The organism is Verrucomicrobium sp. BvORR034 (assembly GCF_000739635.1).
Classification (GTDB): domain Bacteria; phylum Verrucomicrobiota; class Verrucomicrobiia; order Verrucomicrobiales; family Verrucomicrobiaceae; genus Verrucomicrobium.
In genome coordinates this window covers 202,323-220,125 of the sequence record NZ_BATQ01000041.1, presented here as the reverse complement: position 1 = coordinate 220,125, position 17,803 = coordinate 202,323, and the positions used below count along the sequence as shown (strand labels likewise).

15 protein-coding genes are annotated in these 17,803 nt (G+C 61.0%); 14 read left to right on the top strand and 1 reads right to left on the bottom strand.

Translation table 11 applies throughout. The features are described 5' to 3' along the window. The 4 genes from BV034_RS07140 to BV034_RS07125 all read left to right on the top strand — a co-directional run. On the top strand, window positions 1-843 hold an 843-nt coding region (locus BV034_RS07140; RefSeq protein WP_050025541.1), incomplete at its 5' end, for a xanthine dehydrogenase family protein subunit M. Between the two features lie 28 nt (window positions 844-871). Beyond that, window positions 872-3,154: a xanthine dehydrogenase family protein molybdopterin-binding subunit gene (locus tag BV034_RS07135; protein ID WP_050025540.1), complete on the top strand. Its 2,283-nt coding sequence runs from the start codon at window positions 872-874 to the stop codon at window positions 3,152-3,154. A gap of 5 nt (window positions 3,155-3,159) precedes the next feature. Next, window positions 3,160-4,104 (top strand): XdhC family protein, encoded by a 945-nt coding sequence (locus tag BV034_RS07130; RefSeq protein WP_050025538.1) that lies wholly within the window; start codon window positions 3,160-3,162, stop codon window positions 4,102-4,104. A gap of 11 nt (window positions 4,105-4,115) precedes the next feature. After that, on the top strand, window positions 4,116-4,742 hold the full coding sequence (locus BV034_RS07125; RefSeq protein ID WP_081887633.1) for a nucleotidyltransferase family protein: 627 nt from the start codon (window positions 4,116-4,118) through the stop codon (window positions 4,740-4,742). A 154-nt stretch (window positions 4,743-4,896) separates the two neighbouring features. Here BV034_RS07125 and BV034_RS35835 read toward each other — a convergent pair whose 3' ends face one another. Next, the gene (locus BV034_RS35835) at window positions 4,897-5,199 is read right to left on the bottom strand and encodes a hypothetical protein (protein WP_265592734.1); all 303 of its coding nucleotides are present in this window, start codon (window positions 5,197-5,199) and stop codon (window positions 4,897-4,899) included. A gap of 196 nt (window positions 5,200-5,395) precedes the next feature. On the opposite strand from BV034_RS35835, the gene BV034_RS07120 reads away from it, so the two are divergent. From BV034_RS07120 to BV034_RS07080, 10 genes are all read left to right on the top strand, one after another. Continuing rightward, entirely contained in the window at window positions 5,396-6,559 is a 1,164-nt protein-coding gene (locus BV034_RS07120) for a PepSY-associated TM helix domain-containing protein (protein WP_081887632.1), read from the top strand. Window positions 6,560-6,584: 25 nt separating this feature from the next. Beyond that, a complete protein-coding gene (locus BV034_RS07115) occupies window positions 6,585-8,717 on the top strand; it encodes a TonB-dependent siderophore receptor (protein ID WP_050025532.1) in 2,133 nt (710 codons plus the stop codon). Between the two features lie 208 nt (window positions 8,718-8,925). After that, on the top strand, window positions 8,926-9,762 hold the full coding sequence (locus BV034_RS07110) for a hypothetical protein (RefSeq protein WP_265592733.1): 837 nt from the start codon (window positions 8,926-8,928) through the stop codon (window positions 9,760-9,762). Window positions 9,763-10,067: 305 nt separating this feature from the next. After that, window positions 10,068-11,900: an IucA/IucC family protein gene (locus BV034_RS07105; RefSeq protein ID WP_081887631.1), complete on the top strand. Its 1,833-nt coding sequence runs from the start codon at window positions 10,068-10,070 to the stop codon at window positions 11,898-11,900. Further along, window positions 11,897-13,168: an AMP-binding protein gene (locus BV034_RS07100; protein ID WP_050025528.1), complete on the top strand. Its 1,272-nt coding sequence runs from the start codon at window positions 11,897-11,899 to the stop codon at window positions 13,166-13,168. Before BV034_RS07105 ends, BV034_RS07100 begins: the two co-directional genes overlap by 4 nt. 1 nt (window position 13,169) lies before the next feature. Continuing rightward, window positions 13,170-14,465 carry a DUF6005 family protein gene (locus tag BV034_RS07095; protein ID WP_050025526.1) on the top strand — a complete coding sequence of 432 codons (1,296 nt, stop codon included), beginning with the start codon at window positions 13,170-13,172 and terminating at the stop codon, window positions 14,463-14,465. Beyond that, a complete protein-coding gene (locus BV034_RS07090; protein ID WP_265592732.1) occupies window positions 14,462-15,124 on the top strand; it encodes a sugar phosphate isomerase/epimerase in 663 nt (220 codons plus the stop codon). The genes BV034_RS07095 and BV034_RS07090 overlap by 4 nt, the downstream gene beginning before the upstream one ends. Then, window positions 15,118-15,324 (top strand): hypothetical protein, encoded by a 207-nt coding sequence (locus BV034_RS35830; protein WP_265592731.1) that lies wholly within the window; start codon window positions 15,118-15,120, stop codon window positions 15,322-15,324. Before BV034_RS07090 ends, BV034_RS35830 begins: the two co-directional genes overlap by 7 nt. A 14-nt stretch (window positions 15,325-15,338) precedes the next feature. Then, window positions 15,339-16,490: a carboxynorspermidine decarboxylase gene (locus BV034_RS07085; RefSeq protein WP_050025524.1), complete on the top strand. Its 1,152-nt coding sequence runs from the start codon at window positions 15,339-15,341 to the stop codon at window positions 16,488-16,490. Between the two features lie 36 nt (window positions 16,491-16,526). Then, complete coding sequence (locus tag BV034_RS07080; protein WP_050025522.1) at window positions 16,527-17,789, top strand: saccharopine dehydrogenase family protein; 1,263 nt, start codon at window positions 16,527-16,529, stop codon at window positions 17,787-17,789. Window positions 17,790-17,803 lie beyond the last annotated feature (14 nt).

The window sequence follows — 17,803 nt, the reverse complement described above, 5'->3', positions numbered from 1 at the left end:
GTCGATATTAACCGGCTCCCCCTCGATCAGATCGAGAGCCTGCCCGATGGCGGCCTGAAGATCGGCGCCACAGTGCGGAACTCTGTGCTGGCCCAGCATCCCGCCGTGCTGCGGGACTATCCTGTGCTTTCCCAGGCGATTCTGCAGGGGGCCTCCGCGCAGTTGCGGAATCGCGCCACCACTGCGGGCAATCTCCTGCAACGCACGCGTTGCATCTACTTCCGCGATACCGCTATGCCGTGCAACAAGCGTGAGCCCGGCAGCGGTTGCGCGGCGATCCACGGGCACAACCGCAATCTCGCCATTCTCGGCACCAGCGAGCACTGTATCGCGAACAATCCCTCTGACATGTGCGTGGCCATGGCCGCGCTGGAGGCCGTCATCCATGTCATGGGGCCCAAGGGCACCCGCGCCATTCCCTTTGCCGAGTTTCACCTGCTGCCCGGGGACACGCCGCATCAGGAGACGGTGATCCAGCCGGGCGATCTCATCACCCATGTCACCCTGCCGCCACCGGTACCAGGAAACAAATCACTGTATCTCAAGCTTCGCGATCGTGCATCGTACGAGTTTGCCCTGGCCTCCGCCGCCGTGGTGCTCACGGTGGCCGGGGGCAGGATCACCCGGGCGCGGGTGGCGATGGGCGGCATCGGTGTGAAGCCCTGGCGCACCAGGGAGGTGGAGGCTGCTCTGGAGGGACAGCCCGCCGCGGAGACGACCTACCAGCGGGCTGCGGAGATGGCCGTGCAGGGCGCGCGCCCACAGTCCGAGAACACCTTCAAGATCGAGCTGGCCAGGCGGTGCCTCATGCACGCGCTGAAACTCGCCGCTCAACCTGCCTGATTGACTTGCTGATTTGGAGAACCACGCCATGGCTGCAGAACCCCTCACCTCCCCCAAGATCGTCGGCAAGGCACGCCCCCGAGTGGACGGACCGCTTAAGGTCACGGGCCGGGCGATGTACAGCTCTGACCATCACTTTCCCGGCATGCTTTACGCGGTGCCGGTGTCCGCCACCATCGCGAACGGGAAGATTGAAAAGATCGACACCGCAGCAGCGGAGAAGATGCCTGGCGTCCGTGCCATCTATCACCAGGGGAACATCGGCAAGCTCTTCCGCGTATCGGTGAGCTTTGGTGACCTGTCCATGATCGATGAGACGCGTCCGCCCTTTGAGGACGATGTCATCCGCTACTACGGCCAGTATGTGGCGCTGGCGGTGGCAGACACCTTTGAGCGGGCAGGCGCTGCCGCAGATGCGGTGAAGGTGACCTACCGGCGGGAGGAGCCCAATGTCGAGCGAGAGCTCGGGGTGGAACGTCTCGCTGGCGTTCGCAAGAAGGGAGGTGCCAAGCCGGAGCAACTGGAATCCCCCAAGGTCCAGAGCGAGCGTGGAGAGCCGGAGCCCGCCTATGAAAAGGCCGCGATGACCCTGGATGCCACCTACCTTCTCCCGGCGGAAACACACAACCCCATCGAGCTCCACGCCACGGTGGCCGTGTGGGATGGCAGCGGCTTCACCCTGTATGACACCACCCAGGCCGTGGTGAATGCGCGCAACGTCCTGGCCCAGATGCTGGGTGTGCCCAAGGAGAACATGCGCGTTATTTCCAAGTTCCTCGGCTCCGGGTTCGGAGGCAAGCTCTGGCCCTGGACCCACTGCGCCCTGGCCGCTGCGGCGGCACGCCAGCTGAACCTGCCAGTGAAGCTGGTGATCAACCGCCGCTCCATGTTCCAGTGCGTGGGGCACCGGCCGCTCATCCAGCAGCGCGTGAGGCTCAGCGCCACGCAGGAGGGCCGGCTGACCTCCCTGCGGCACGAGTATGTCAACCACACCTCCATGCTTGATGACTATGAGGAGAGCTGCGGGGAAGGCACGCCGCACATGTACAGCGTGCCAAACCTGCGGGTGACCTCCGCCCTGGCACGACGGAATGTGGGCACCCCCACCTCCATGCGTGGCCCGGGTGCCGTTCCCGGCCTCTATGCCACCGAGTCCGCGATGAATGAACTGGCGGATCTGCTGAAGATGGACCCGGTGCAGCTCCGGCTCGCCAATGAACCCGAGATCGACGAGGGCACCAAGCTGCCCTTCTCCTCACGGCATCTCCGCGAGTGCCTGACGACGGGCGCGGAGAAATTCGGCTGGGCGCAGCGTACGCCGGCCATTGGTTCAATGAAACGAGACGGGCTGACCGTTGGCTGGGGCATGGCGAGCTGCACGTGGATTGCCAAACGCTTCGGGTGCACGGCGCGCGTGGAGCTGCGCGATGATGGCACGGCGGCCGTCAGCACGGCCACCCAGGACATCGGCACCGGCACCTACACCGTGCTGGCCCAGATCACGGCAGAGAAGCTGCAGATCCCGGTTGAGAAGATCGAGGTCATCCTGGGGGACAGTAGTCTGCCGGAGGGACCAGTCTCCGGCGGCTCGATGGCCACGGCCTCGGTCATCCCCGCCGTGATGGCCGCTGCGGGAAAGGCGGCCGCATCCCTCCTCGGCGTGGCGGCCAAGGCACCCGGTTCCCCGTTTGCGGGAAGCAAGCCGGATGGCCTGACCTTTCAAGACGGCAAGGTGCAAGCCAAGGGCGGCGGAGAAGGCGTGCCCTTTGGCGAGATCCTGAAGAAAGCAAAGATGCGGGGTGTTTCAGGCCAGGGTTCTTCTGATGGTAATTTCTTGGACCCCAAGCCCCAGTTTTCCTCGCACTCCTTTGGGGCGCATTTTGTGGAAGTCACCTGGCAGCCGGAAACGGTGCGCCTCAGGATCAACCGCGTGCTCACCGTCATCGATGCTGGCAGGATTGTAAACCCGCTTGCCGGTCGCAACCAGATCGAAGGGGCCGTGGTGATGGGCGTCGGGATGACCCTCTTTGAGCAGACCCAGTACGAGCACGGCACCGGTGCCCCCATCAACTCGAACCTCGCGGACTACATCATGGCAGTGAATGCCGATGTGCCGAAGCTGGACGTGATCTTTCTCGACTACCCCGACCTCCATCTGAATGAATTCGGGGCACGCGGCATCGGCGAGATCGGCCTCGCGGGCATCGCTGCCGCCATCACGAGCGCCATCCACCACGCCACTGGCTTCCGCGCACGCAAACTGCCGGTGACGATCGAAGACCTGCTCGGAGCCCCCACCCAGGTAGGATGAAATAAATGAAAGAGCTCCGGCAGATCATTGAGCGGGCGCGCCGCTATCCCGACCGGCCGTGGGTGCTGGCCACGCTGGTGGAGACGCGCGGCTCCACGTACCGCAAGCCGGGCGCACGCATGCTGGTGGATGACAAGGGAGCCACAGTGGGCGTGCTGAGTGGCGGCTGCCTGGAAGAGGAGATCGCCCTGCACGCGATGGATGTCCTCCATGATGAAGCCCCCCGCGTCCTGGAGTTCGACACACGCCGTCTCTATGGTTGCGATGGGAAAGTGCGCATCCTGCTGGAGCGCATCCCGCCCGCTGGAGCAGCGGGCAATCTTCTTACCCATCTGGGTGACCAGCTGGACAGGCGCCAGGTCTGCCGCCTTAGCTCCTGCTATGAGGGGCCGGTGCCCGGCACCCGGTTGCTCGTTCCCGGCGAGCTGGTCCCGGAGCGCAGCGGCACCTTCCTGCACACCGTGCCACTCCCCGTGAGGATGCTGGTTTTTGGTGCGGGTCCGGAAATAACACCGCTGCTGCAGCTCACCCAGGCCCTGGACTGGCTGACGCTGCCCTTCACCCATGCCACAGACCTTGCGGAGGATTTTGCTGGTGACGCGCAGACAATCGCCCTGATCATGACGCACAAGTTCGGCCGCGACCTCTCCGTGCTCCACCGGGTGCTTCCCTTGCAGCTGCCCTATGTGGGCCTGCTCGGTCCGCGGCGACGGCATCAACAGCTCCTCGATGAACTGCTCAGCCGCAGCCCTGAGATCGCGCAGCATCTTGCCAGCCTGCACTCTCCTGCGGGCCTGGATCTAGGAAGCGAATCGCCAGAAGAGATTGCGCTCTCCATTGTGGCGGAGGTGGCCGCCGTCCTCGCCCAGCGTCACGGAGGCCACCTGCGTGACCGGGCCACGCCCATCCATCTCGCAGTCCAGGAGTTCGCGGAAAGTGAAGCGGCCTGAGGTGCCCGATCATGCCCTCTCCTGCCATGCCCACCACGGCCATCCTCCTGCTCGCTGCGGGGAGCTCCAGCCGCCTGGGCAGGCCCAAGCAACTGCTCCCCTATGGTCAGGGCACGCTACTGCGGCACGCCGCGCAGACCGCGATCGCGGCAGCTCTCGGCCCTGTGATTGTCGTCCTTGGCTCCTCCGCGCCAGAGTGTCGCGAAACGTTGCTCGACCTGCCCGTGAAGCTGGTGACAAACCCCCGGTGGCAGGAGGGCATGGGCACCTCCCTCGCCTGCGGCATGCAGTCAGTCAGCGAGGCGGATCACAAGGCCGTGATCATCATGCTCTGTGACCAGCCCGCCGTCACCGCAGCGATGCTTCGCGCGCTCGTTCAACATCAACACCAACAATCACACCTGCACGGGGCCGGCTGCTCGATGGTGGTGTCCCGACATGATGAAAACGGGACCTTGGGGCCCCCCGTCCTTTTTGCCGCACAACACTTTCCCCAGCTCCGTTTGTTGCAGGGACACGAAGGAGCCAGAGCCCTCTTTCGTCAGCAGCCCCCGGCGGAACTAGGCTACCTCCCCTGCCCCGAAGCCGCGTTTGACATTGATACAGAACAGGACGTCGCCGCCCTCGCCCATCGCTAAACCCGTAGACCGTCTCTTCGGGCAAATCGAAGTGCCCCTGGGAACCCGTTTCGCATCACAGTGGTGACCCCGCCTTGAACAGTGTAAAGACTGTCATCGAATTTGGCTCTCGACATATGCACATACGCCTTGGCCTGCCCTACTGTGAAATCGGTCAGTGCGGCGCGATTTGCCAGATCAACTCCCTCGGTCCGCGATGCTTGGTCCACGTGGACACGCCGCTGTTGTGATTAGCCACCCATTTCGCGACATCTTCGCTTAGGCCGATGTACATCCGGCCCTCGCTGTTGCGGACGATGTCCACGCGATAGGAAAACGGCGGTGTCTGGAGGCACCTGCCCAAGACCCAGCCAGAAACATCTCCGTGAGCGTGCCCGCAGCCTGCTCCACCAACTGCGGGATGCTGACGGTAGTCGCCGCAGCAAATCATCGCTGCGGCCAGGGTCGATGCCTTCAAAGCCGCTCCCATTCAGGATCACCAGAAGGAGCTGCTCCCCATTGCACGCCAGGGTTGAAAACAAGGGCTCTCCATGCCGGTTGCGCGGCGCAAGGTTCCATAGATACCCTGCATTAAAAATTTCAATACTAGGCTTGCTTTATCACTGCAACTGCGTCTCAGTAGCGTTCTCATTAGACATTCCTGAGAGATCCGCATGACTCTTCGCAAAAGCATCTTCTGGTGCCATCTCGTCGCCGGCCTCATTGCCGGCCCGATCATTGCGATCATGTCGGTCACCGGGATTGCGATCGCCTTCGAGGAAGAGATTTTGCGATGGCATGACCGGCGGGAGAGCCGCCTGGAAGGGGTTTCCGGAAAAGAGAGGGTTCCTTTACCCATCGCAGAACTCACCCGGAAGATCGAAGCGAACAGCGCGGGGAAAAAGGTTTCCTCCATCGCGATGTTCAGCGATTCCGGGCGCGCTTGGGAGGTGCATCTGGGCGATGACGGGCCGTTCTATCTGGATCCGTTCACCGGTGAGACGCGCGCATCGCAGGCTCACGGCGCTCATGAAATCATCCACAAGCTGGAGGAGTGGCATCGATGGCTGGGAGCCGACGAGGGGCTGACCTCCACTGGACGAATCGTTACGGGCGTCTCGAACCTCGCGCTCGTGGTCCTTTGTGTGACGGGCCTCTATTTGTGGTTCCCCCGCCAGTGGACCTGGAGGGCGCTGCGCCCTCTGCTCCTGCTCAAAACGGGCTTCAAGGGCAAGGCCCGGGATTTCAACTGGCACAACGTCTGCGGCTTCTGGGCGCTGCCCGTTGTCCTCGCCCTGGCACTCACAGCGGTGGCCATTTCGTTCGAATGGGGCCACCGCCTGGTTTTTATCCTGGCCGGCGAGGAACCCCCGAAATCTCGCAACTATGGCATGATGGCCGTACCGCCGCCCGTTGTCCCTGCCCCCGCCCTTGGGACCTCTCCCGTCCCCCTTGATACTTGCTTCTCCCGCATCGTCGCCGCGTTCCCCAATTGGGAGTCTATCACCCTGGAGGCGATGCCAGATCCCGCCAGCAGTCCGTTGGAGCCACTGGAATTCGGCGTCACGGTGCCGGACCCCATGCCTAGCCGGGCCTACATCCCGGTGAAGTCTCATCCGTTCACCGGAGAGATTCTCCAGCAAGTTCACTTTCAGGATCGCAGCGTTGGGCTTCAGGCGCGCGTGTGGATCCGCTTCTTGCACACCGGTGGGGCGTTCGGGCTGCCGGGCAAAATCGTCGCCTCCCTGGCCACTGCCGCACTGCTCGTCCTCGTGTGGACCGGCTTCGCTTTGAGCTGGCGCCGATTTTTCCGCAAAGCCCGCACCCAGGCCGCATGAGCCGCATTTCTTCCTCTCTCTCATCATGAAACGAAAACACAACAACCTAATAAGCACTCCCGCCGCCATCACCGTTTGCTGTGGTCTGGCAGCCTCCAGCCTCCTTGGCCAAAGCTCTCCGCCCCCAGCGACGCCAAAGCCCGAGGACACCGAAACGATGGCCGAGGTTGTCGTCACCTCAGAATTCCCTATTCGCTATCTGGAAACTTCCACCACAGCCGCGCTGTTCTCGGACATTCCGCTGATTGAGACGCCTTTCAGCGTCAGTGTGTACAATGAGGAGTTGATCGAAGACCGGCGTGCCTTCACCCTCAAGGATATCCTGCAACATGACCCCAGCATCGCGATTCAGATGCCCGGCGGCTTCTACGGCACTCAAAACTTCGGCCTGCGCGGCTTTCGGGTGGATAACTTCAACGGCTACCGCATGGACGGCGTGCCAATCATCAACACCGTTGCCCCCACCCTTGATGACAAGGCGCGGGTTGAACTGCTCAAAGGCCCCTCCGCACTTCAATACGGTTTCATGCCCCCCGGCGGTGCGATCAATCTCGTCCGTAAACATCCCCAGGCCGACGCGACCAGCCTGCAATTCGACGTCGACACCTTCGGGAGCGTGTATGGCCAGATTGATACCAGCGACGTCGTGGCCGGAGGAAAGTTTGGCTATCGTCTGGTGCTAGCCGCCGACGAGTTTGACAGCTTCTACAACAACGCTGACGGGAACCGCTTCATGGGCTCGTTGTACACTGAGTGGAAGCCGACCGATGGGGTGAACATTTGGACCGCGATCGGGGGCCAGGATCTCGAGCGCAGCGGCTACTACGGTCCTATGATCACGGCCAACGGGCGCGTGCTGGACACCGGCGTGAAGACCAACATCATGCAGGATTGGGCGCGCAACGAGCAGCAGACCTTTGACGCAGCGGTCGGCATCGACGCTGAGCTCAATGAGGACTGGAAGGTGCGTCTGGCCGTGAACTACCAGGATGCCCAGCGGGATTCCCGTTTGAGTTATCCCTACTCGGTACTGGAGAACGGTGATTTTACAGACGGTGCCTTGCTCACCAATGGCCCCTTCGAGTGGGAATCCTGGGGCATTCATGCTCACGTGGAAGGCAACTTCAACACCGGCAGCCTGAAACACAAAACCGTGTTCGGCACCCAGTGGCGCGCCTACGACACCTCTGGCGAGCGCAGCTTTCCTGACGTGGGGCCCAACAACGCCTATAACTTGAGTTCACTTCCCATCCCGGCAGCGGCTGGGTGGACGGCGCTCGATTTCGAATACAATGAGATCGGCGTCTTTGCGACCGACATCATCGAATTCAATGAGTACTGGTCGATCTTGTTGGGCGGTCGCTTTGGCCGCTTTGAGAACACCTATCCGACGGATCCCGCCTCCGATGACACGGTCGATGCATGGACCCCGACGGCAGCATTGATGTTCTCGCCGACCGAGAATGTGCACACTTACTTAACCTACACCCAGGGTGTGCAGGATGGCGGAACCGCCAGCCGCGCGGCAACGAACGCCTTTGCACCGCTCGGTGTCCAGAGATCCGAACAATTCGAACTCGGCGTGAAGACTGAGCTGTTGGAAGGCCGTCTCGCAGGCGAGCTTGCCCTGTTCCAAATCGATCAGGATCTCGCCGCCATGAATCCGGCCACTGGCATCGAATCGTTCTCTGGCGTCCAACGTCATCGGGGCATTGAAGTTACCCTTCGGGGCAAAATCACCGACTCCTTGCAGACGGGTTTCGCCTTCATGCTGCTGGATGCCGAGCAAAAGGACACCGGCTACGCCGAACTCGACGGTCGGACACCGCAGTATGTTCCCGAGTATCAGGCAAATCTCTGGGCGATTCTGGACATCCCGCAAGTGCCTGGCCTCTCGCTGAACGCCAACGCCCGTTTTGTGGACAAGCAGTATCTTGATCAGACGGAGCAGTTCGCCACGGATTCCTACGTCGTGGTGGATGTGGGAGCCACCTACCGGCGCAAAATTGCCGATGCGGACTGGACGTTCCGCGTGGGCATTCGCAACCTGTTGGATGAGCGCTACTACGAATCCGGCGAGTTCTACCCCGGAGACGCTGGCTATCTGGCTCACGGATCCCCGATTTCCGCGGTGTTTTCCATTCAGGTGGACTTTTAATTCGTAACGGAGGCTCACCTCCGCCGCCTTTGCTGCGGCACCCGGAAAAATCCAGGTGCCGCAGCTAGTTATCAGAACGCATTTCCCTCCAGGAAAGGGCATGGCGGTCCCTGATGCCGCTCAACGGCTATTGATGATTTCCTCGATCCGCAATCTGACGCTGCTGAGAGGGCGCATCCTGTCGATGTTGTGATCCAGTCTATTGATCATGTCTGCCCATCACCTTACTTGTCTCGCGATTCTCGCTGCTTCCGCCACCTGCCTTCGCGCGGGGGTTCAAGCTGTTGCAGAACCCGAAGCCGAATCCATGGTCAGTGGGGAAACTGGCATCGCGGTGGCGAACCATTACATCACACGCGGATTCGTTGTACAAGGTGAGGGGACCTCCTTCCAGCCTCATCTTGATCTCAATGTCTCCTTGTACCAGGGCGACGGATTCATTAACGCGGCCTCGGTCTTCACTGGCATGTGGGCGGCAATCGGCTCCACTCCCTACGAAGGTCTTGGCAAAGATGGCGGCCGGTTCACAGAATTCGACTACGGATTCGGCGCCTCCATCACCTTCGCCGAACGCTGGACGATCTCCAGCTTCTACAACCGCTGGACCAGCCCTGCAGGAGCCTATGACGACGGCCACTGGATCAGCGCGACGCTTGAGTTTGACGACCACGGACTCTTTCCAGGAACTTTCTCCCTGGAGCCCTTTTTCCAGATCGCGCACGAGTTCGGCAGCGACCTCGCGCCTGGCCTTTGTTTCGAGCCCGGCATCCGCCCCAATGTGACGTTATTTCCTGAGAGCGACACCCCTGTCAACGCGGCCCTGCTGGTGATGGCAGGAGTGGGGCGCGGATACTACGGGGTGGACTACGGCTACTTCGTCATCGGCCCGCAGGTATCCATCCCCCTTGGTTTCATCGATCCCACGGCCGGAAAGTGGACCGTCACTGCGGAATGCTTTTACTACGATTTTGGCCGCACCACGACGGCTGAGAATGGACAGGACCACAGCTGGTTGGTCAGCCTCAAGCTGGCCGTTAGTTTTTAACAATTAGGGATACCTGAACGCAGCAGCCCCGCACCCACTTGAAGCATGAGATACCCAACGCCATCCCTGCATCCGGCGCGGTGTTTGGTCTTTGTGCCAAGTGAAGAAAGAACGGCTGTCCGACAGAGGAAAATCACCGGAATGACACGAACCTGCATTCTAGTTTCAGGCCTGAAAAGCATTCCCGGGTTATTTTCATTCTAAGATTATTGCTTAGAAGTAACTAACCAAACATTTAGGTTGCACTAATGGGTTTGCAGTTAAGACTGGGACTGCGACGCAATATCATTAATTAATTTCACTCAATGGTTATACCCTCTCCGATTTCTCTGGATAACCAAAACGCCCTTTCAACCGAGAGTCAGAAAGAAGGTGCCGGATACACTCCGGACGAGGCAGACCGGCGCGTCATCCGCCAGTTCGTTGAAGCCTTGTTGTTTGAGCGGCTGGTCAAATACCAGGTTGCGCCTCGTACCGCGTCCTCTCCCGGAGCGCTCGATGCGGTGCCCATCTACGACACGCAGGTGGACTTTTCGGTTGGAGAACTGCATTTCCGGTGTCTGGCAGCTTTCTCGTCCTTCGACCGAGTGCGAATCGCGCAGGGAACCGTGGTCCAGATAGTCGAGAACAAACCGACAGCCTTCCGCCTGGCCGATCTCCTCCGGGCGATGGAGGTGCCACCGGCGGGAAAACGACGCCTGCTTGAGGAACTGACGCAGACGATTGAACTCCACCGATGGAACCGCGCCCATCTCGATCACCATCGGAACCCGCGCCGGGAACTTGGTTTTCAGGCGCTGGAATCGGCCATCGTCGAAGGGCACCAGTACCATCCGAGTTTCAAAACCCGGACCGGGTTTTCCCTTGCGGACCATCAAGCCTATGGTTCGGAACAGGGCAATACCTTTCAGTTGCATTTCGTGGCGGTGAGCCGCGACCTGCTGCGGACTGCACTGCCCGGGAACGAGGCCGACTTCTGGAAGGCGGAGCTGGGTGCCGCCACCTACTCCTGGCTCGCCGGGCGGCTTGAAGAGCTCGGCGGCGACTTCGAGCGTTATTCCCTCGTTCCCACCCACCCCTGGCAGGCAAAGGATCTGCGTGAACGTGGCTTCGGCGAAGCGCTCGACTCCGGGGCCTTGATTCCACTCGGGCCGGCGGGCGATTTTTATCACGCCTCCCAGTCGCTGCGCACGCTGGTCAATGCCTCTCATCCCGAGAAGGCGAACATCAAGCTGCCGCTCGACATCGTTTGCACCTCGTCGCGCCGCAATCTCGAGCCGCACTTCGTCTGCACGGCTCCTCTCCTTTCGAAGTGGCTGGTTTCCCTCGTCGCGGAGGACCCCTTCCTTCAGGACGGCAACCGCCTGCAATTGCTCAGCGAGTACGCCGCCGTCTCTTACGAGCCAGACGAAGACGAGGACACGGCGGGGCTGCTCGGGGTCATCTTCCGCGAGAGCATCGTCGGCCGGCTGGGAGAGGGGGAGGCCGCGATCCCCTTTACCTCCCTGACATTGGTTGAATCTGATGGGCGCCCCTTCATCGCTGACTGGATTGAAACCTACGGCGCCGAACGCTGGGTAGAACGACTCGTCGAGGTCGTCGTGATTCCAATCTGGCACATGCTCGTCCATCACGGCATCGCCTTCGAGGCGCATGCACAGAACCTCATTCTCGTCCACCAGAACGGCTGGCCAAAACGGATCGTGCTCCGCGACTTCCACGAAGACACCGAATTCGTTCCCGAGTTCCTTGGTCGTCCCGAAACCGAACCGGACTTCGCCTCCGTCGATCCCTTCTTTGAGACCATCCCGCTCGACGACGGCTATCGCATGGACCTGGTCGAGTCTCTGCGACAGCTCTATGTGGACACGGTTTACGTCTTCAACCTCGCGGACGTGTCGTTCCTGCTCGAGCGATTTCATGGCCTCGCCGAAAAGGAATTCTGGAACGTCGTAAGAGCGAAGCTGGACGCCTATGCCGCATCCGGAGTCACCGAAGCCTCGCGCATCGCGAGCATCGCAGCGGACAAGCCCAAAATCATTGTGGAGTCGCTACTGACTAAAACCATCCACCGCGGCGGAACGCTCGACTATTACGAGCACGAAGTCCGGAACACTCTGAGCCGCGAAGCGCCATGATCCACGTTGACGACCAAACTTACGACCAGGGATATTTCAAAAGCCGGTTCGCCCAGTTCGACGTCCACCCCGTGCTCTCCGGGTGCGCCGGGCGCCGCCTCGCGGTGTGCCTGCAAGACACGGCTCTGTGGATTGCCCTCTGCCTCTACATCAAGGAAAAAGGCGGCACCGTATTTCCTCTGCCCATCGACACACCGCTGGAGGGCGCACGCCGCCGTGCCGAACGCAGCGGCTGCGAGATTCTGCTTGTCGCCTTTCACGACGATGGGTTTGAAGTCATCGCAATCGATTCGCAAAATGTCCTTCCCGACGCCCCGGCCGGGCTCATCCAGACGAGTTCCGGAACCACCGGCGAACCCAAGTTCATCGAACGGAGCTGGGCCAGCATCGACACGGAAATCGAAAGCTATGTGAGCCATTTTCCTGAGGCGAATGACTGGACGCCCATCGTGGCCTGCCCGGCTACTCACTCGTATGGGCTGATTTGCGGGATTCTCGTCGCACTGCGAAGGGGCCTGCAGCCGGTCATCATCCGGAACCTCAATCCGAAGTTTATTCTCCGGAAATTACGCGAGCTGCCATCCTCCATTCTCTACTCGTCCCCGGCCATGATCACCACGCTGGCCATGCTGGTGAAGGAGGAGGAACCACTGTGGGCGGTGATGACCTCAGGCACGGTTCTCCAGAAGGCGACTTTCGAAAAACTTGCGAAAAAGGTGCGCCATCTCTACCAGCAGTACGGCTGTTCCGAGGCGGGATGCCTGTCCCTCGGCAACGGGCTTCTCGCAGCGAACGACCAGGGCAAACCTCTGCCGCACATTGCCATTGCCGCAGGAACCAACGCCGGGGAACCTGCTGACATCGTCGTGACCCTGCCCGATGGCCGGACCGTGGAGACGCGCGACCTGGGTTATTTCATAGGAGACCGGCTGCACTTTGTCTCGCGGATCGATGAAATGATCAATGTCGCGGGATTCAACGTCTATCCCGGCGAAGTCGAGGAGGTCGTCCTCGCGATGCCCGGCATCCGGGACGCGGTTGTTTTCAAAAAGAGCCGCGGCTTCGGGGGCGAGCAGGTCTGCCTTCACTTCGTCTCGGAAGAAACCATCCCCGCGGACGCTGTGCGTGCATTCTGCGCCGGACGGCTCGCCACGCACCAGATCCCCATGAACATCGCTCGCGTGGAAGCCATCCCCCGTCTGCCCAACGGAAAAATCAGCCGCAAGGCCCTCGCAGAGGCTCCTCCCGCACCCTCCCTGACATTCTGACATGAAAACGAGAGAACAAATCGTTGAGAGCATCTATCAATCGCTCGCGAGCAACATGCCGCACATCAAGCTGAGCGGCTTCCACAGCGACGCGCGGCTGAAAGAGGACCTCGGACTCGACTCGGCCGACACGCTCGAACTCCTCGTCAGTCTGGAGGTGAAGTACGACCTCTCCCTGCCTGACTCCGCCATCATGGACAAGGACTTCTCCACGGTGCGTGCCGTGGCCAAACTCTTCTACGACGCCCAGCCTCGCCCTAATCCTGAAAAGCTGCTGGAGTACGAGGAGGACATCAAACTCCACTGCTTCGTGAGTTGCCTCAGCGAGGTCATCAAGCGCTTCGATTTCGACCAGCGCACCCTCTACTTCGGCGTCTGGGATTCGGAAATCGTTGTCACCGAAAAGTGCCAGATTTCCTACCACAGCGAGCGGATCAGTCATCAGTTTTTCCTCGACTGGTATGAAAGACTCTTCGGCATCAAGGTCGAGCCCTGGTTCGACCATGACATGGACCGCGAGGAAAATGTCCGCCGTCTGGTCTCGCTCGTCGAAAACCGCACGCCCGACCAGCACATCATGGTGATGCTCGACATGCACCGCCTTCCTGAACGTGTGAACGAGTTCAACAAGGACCCCTTCCCGCACTATCTGATGCTCGGTCCGACGGAGAAGCCGGACACATGGTTCGTGTATGATCCCGACTACCGGTGGGAGGGAGTCACGACCAAGGAGCGGCTCCTCCACGCGGCTCGGCATCCTGCCGTGGGTGGTGGTTACGTCTTCTCCGACAAGTATGCGCACGAGCCGCACCCGACCCAGATCCGCGCCTACTATGAGCACTGCATGCTCCTCGACCGGCATCTGATGACCGAGGCAGTGCGCGAGGTCATGGACGCCCATCTCGGAGGCTACGACAAGAACGGCGACGAACTGCCGCTTGCGAGCTTGCGGCACGCCCTCGACGACGTGCCCATCCTTTCCATCCGCAAGTACTCCTACGAGCACGGCTTCGCCTTCTTCTGGCGCGAGCTGGAGCTGGAGGAGGCGGAGTTTGACCACTGGTGCGAGGTCATCGACGAGCTGGCGAAGACCTACACCCTCATCCAGTTCCACGCCATCAAGCTGGCAACCACCGGCGACCGCCGCCTCGGCGACAAGATCTTTGACCTGCTCGACAAACAAGTCGAGCGAGAGAACCGCATCAAGGCGCGGATGCAGGAAGTCTTCGACATGTGGTGCGAGCGGAGCTTTTCCCGCGAGGAGGCTCCCATTGCCGAACTGGAGGCCGTTCGATGAAACTTTCCCTTTGCACCATCTCCTTCCGCCACCACCTGATCTCGCTGAAACAAGTGGTGGAATGGGCCGCACAACGCGGATTTTCTGGCATCGAGCTTTGGGGCGTGCACGCCATCAACCTGCGCGACCGGCCGGGCTACGACCTCGACTGGCTCCGCTCCCAAGGCCTCTGCGTGCCCATGCTGAGCGACTACCTGCCCGTGCAGGGAGACCGCCAGGCCGTGATGGACAAGACCGTTGACCTCTGCCGCCTCGCGCAAAGTTGGGGAGCAAGCAAGCTCCGCACCTTCGCCGGCAACCAGGCCAGCCAGGAAGTCTCCGTCGAGGATCGCCGCGACTGGACTCTCCGCATGCGCGAACTCTGCAACATCGCCGAAGGGCACGGTGTGAAGCTCGTCGTGGAGTTGCATCCTCACACACTGGCCGACACCAGGGAATCGACGCGGCAGCTCATCGAGGAAATCAACCACCCCGCGCTGCGGCTCAACTTCGACGTCCTTCACGTGTGGGAGTCAGGAGCCGACCCCTTCGAAGTCATCGGCGAGTTCGAGCCGCTCGTCGCCCACATGCACCTCAAGAATGTGCGCTCCCGCTCCTTCCTCCAGGAGTTCCTTCCCGGAAACGTTTATCGCCCCGCGGCAACCGCGCCGGCATGGTGAGCCTTTTCAATGGGGCCTTCGACTACCGTAAGTTCCTCGCCCTTGTGATGAGCGAAACGGCGCTCTGGCCCACGCTCGACGCCTCGCTCGAATGGTTTGGCCCCAACGTTCTTGGCACACTGGAACGGGATGCTGAGCAGCTTTCCCTGCTGGAAGCGGAAACGCTCGGCCTCCAGGCCCTGACCACCGCCGCGCTTTAACCACTGGCACACGCATGCGGCTTTCCACTCCCTATTATCTGATCGACGAGGCGCGGATGCTTCCTGCCATGGAGCGCATCCGCCTGGTCCAGGAACGCTCCGGGGCGAAATGTGTGCTCGCGCTGAAATGCTTCTCAAGCTGGTGCGCCTTCGACTTCATGCGCCAGTATCTCGTGGGCACCACCAGCAGCAGCCTATGGGAGACGCGACTGGGCCACGAGAAGTTCGGGGGGGAGACACACGGCTACTCGGTCGCCTACGCGGACGACGAGATCGCGGAAGTCGCAGGATATTGCGACAAGATCATCTTCAACTCGCTCGGCCAGTTCAACCGCCTTAGCCACCACGCCGCCGGCATCTCTGTGGGCCTGCGCCTCAATCCTGGCATCGGTCATTCTGGGTACGAACTGAGCAACCCCGTCTGCCAATACTCCCGGCTTGGCGTGCGTGCTGAGGAGCTGCCAGCGGACATCGGCTCGCGCATTCAGGGAGCGATGATTCACGTCAATTGTGACAACAACGACCTGGCCAGCTTCTGCTCGCAGCTCGATGTCATCGAGGAACGCTTCGACAAGCTCCTGCCCCACCTTCAGTGGCTGAGCTTCGGTGGAGGAATTGCGTTCACTGACGAAGCCTATCCGATCGACGACTTCTGCCGCCATCTTCGTGAATTCTCCGAGCGTCATTCTTTGCAGATCTACCTGGAACCCGGTGAAGCCGCCGTCACGAACTCGACCAGCCTGGTGGTCAAGGTGCTCGACATCGTGGAAAACGAGGTGCCCACCCTCATCGTCGATGCAGGGGTGGAGCCGCACCTGCTCGACGTGCTGACCTATGGATACACGCCGGAAGTCGATGGCGCTGAGCCCCTGGCCAAAGACGCGAAGGACCTGGTCGGACATGCCAGACACGTCTATCGGGTTTGCGGGCGCACCTGCCTCGCCGGCGACCACTTCGGCAACTACGTTTTCCCCCATCCCGTGGCCCTCGGCGATGAGCTCTGTTTCCCCAATGTGGGCGGCTACTCGATGGTGAAGAAGAATTACTTCAATGGCATCCGCATGCCCGCCATCTATCACCGGAACCTCTCTGGCGAACTCCGCCTCGTCCATCAGCCGACTTACGAGGATTTCCGTGAAGCCCTGACAAACACGCACCTCGTCTAGCTCATCCAGCCACTTTATTCGCAGCAGCCAACCATCATGAAAAAGAATGTCCTCATCATTGGAGCAGGCGCCGTGGGCGCAGTCGTGGCACACAAGTGCGCCCAAAACAACCAGGTGTTTGGCTCGATCTGCCTGAGTTCGCGAAGCTTCGAAAATTGCCAGACGGTGATCCGGTCCATCGAGGCCAGAAACTACCGCCGCGAAGAGTCTTTTCAGATCTTTGCCCGCACCGTGGATGCTTCTGATTCCGCCCAGGTCGCGAGCCTCATTCGCGAGACGGGATCCCACATCGTCATCAATGTCTGCACCGCCTTCGTCAACATGTCGGTCATGGATGCCTGCCTGGAGACCGGCGCGGCTTACATTGACACCGCTGTCCACGAGGACTCCGCGGTGATGAACGCGCCCTATCCCTGGTATGCGAACTTCGAGTGGAAGAAACGCGAGCAATTCGCCCAAAAAGGCGTCACCGCCATTCTCGGCGTCGGCTTCGACCCCGGCGTCGTCAACGCCTACTGCGCCTATGCCGCCCGCTACGAATTCGACTCGATCACTTCCATCGACATCATGGATGTGAACGACGGCAATCACGGTCGCTTTTTTTCCACGAACTTCGACCCCGAGATCAACCTGCGAGAGATCATCGAGGATGCCGGCTGCCTGGAGGACGGCGAATGGCGCACGTTTCCCCACCACTCCCGCACCACCGACTACGACTTCCCCGAGGTGGGCGAGAAGAAGCTGTATCTGATGGGGCACGATGAGGTTCACTCCCTCTCGAAGCACATCCAGGGTGTCGAGACGGTGCGCTTCTGGATGGGATTCGACGACCACTACCTGCGCTGCCTGGAGGTCTTCGAAAAGACCGGGCTGCTCAACCACGAGAAAGTCACCACCTCCTGCGGTCAGAGTGTTGTCCCGCTCCGTGTGCTCAAGGCCTGCCTGCCCAATCCCGCCAGCCTCGCGCCGGACTACACGGGCAAGACCTGCATCGGCACCCTCATCAAGGGCCACAGCAAGGGCGAGTGCAAGGAAATCTTCATCTACAACATCTGCAGCCACGAGGAGACTTTTGCCGATGTGGGCTCCCAGGCCATCGCCTTCACTGCAGGTGTGCCGCCCGTGGCCGCCGCCATGCTCCTGGCCCAGGGCGACTGGGATGTGAAGGGCATGGCCAATGTTGAGGAACTGCCCCCGCTGCCCTTCCTGAAACTGCTTTCGCACCTCGGGCTGCCGATGGCGATCCGCAAGGGCACGGAGGCTGACGCGCCAGAGCCCGACGAACTGATCTGCGCCTGACCTTTTCCTCGAAC

Excerpts from the sequence above, each read along its gene's own strand:
- BV034_RS07095 (WP_050025526.1), top strand. The coding sequence starts at position 13,170 with ATGAAAACGAGAGAACAAATCGTTGAGAGCATCTATCAATCGCTCGCG.
- BV034_RS07120 (WP_081887632.1), top strand. The coding sequence starts at position 5,396 with ATGACTCTTCGCAAAAGCATCTTCTGGTGCCATCTCGTCGCCGGCCTC.
- BV034_RS07105 (WP_081887631.1), top strand. The coding sequence starts at position 10,068 with ATGGTTATACCCTCTCCGATTTCTCTGGATAACCAAAACGCCCTTTCA.
- BV034_RS07110 (WP_265592733.1), top strand. The coding sequence starts at position 8,926 with ATGTCTGCCCATCACCTTACTTGTCTCGCGATTCTCGCTGCTTCCGCC.
- BV034_RS07125 (WP_081887633.1), top strand. The coding sequence starts at position 4,116 with ATGCCCTCTCCTGCCATGCCCACCACGGCCATCCTCCTGCTCGCTGCG.
- BV034_RS07085 (WP_050025524.1), top strand. The coding sequence starts at position 15,339 with ATGCGGCTTTCCACTCCCTATTATCTGATCGACGAGGCGCGGATGCTT.
- BV034_RS07080 (WP_050025522.1), top strand. The coding sequence starts at position 16,527 with ATGAAAAAGAATGTCCTCATCATTGGAGCAGGCGCCGTGGGCGCAGTC.
- BV034_RS07115 (WP_050025532.1), top strand. The coding sequence starts at position 6,585 with ATGAAACGAAAACACAACAACCTAATAAGCACTCCCGCCGCCATCACC.
- BV034_RS07135 (WP_050025540.1), top strand. The coding sequence starts at position 872 with ATGGCTGCAGAACCCCTCACCTCCCCCAAGATCGTCGGCAAGGCACGC.
- BV034_RS35830 (WP_265592731.1), top strand. The coding sequence starts at position 15,118 with ATGGTGAGCCTTTTCAATGGGGCCTTCGACTACCGTAAGTTCCTCGCC.
- BV034_RS07130 (WP_050025538.1), top strand. The coding sequence starts at position 3,160 with ATGAAAGAGCTCCGGCAGATCATTGAGCGGGCGCGCCGCTATCCCGAC.
- BV034_RS07100 (WP_050025528.1), top strand. The coding sequence starts at position 11,897 with ATGATCCACGTTGACGACCAAACTTACGACCAGGGATATTTCAAAAGC.
- BV034_RS07090 (WP_265592732.1), top strand. The coding sequence starts at position 14,462 with ATGAAACTTTCCCTTTGCACCATCTCCTTCCGCCACCACCTGATCTCG.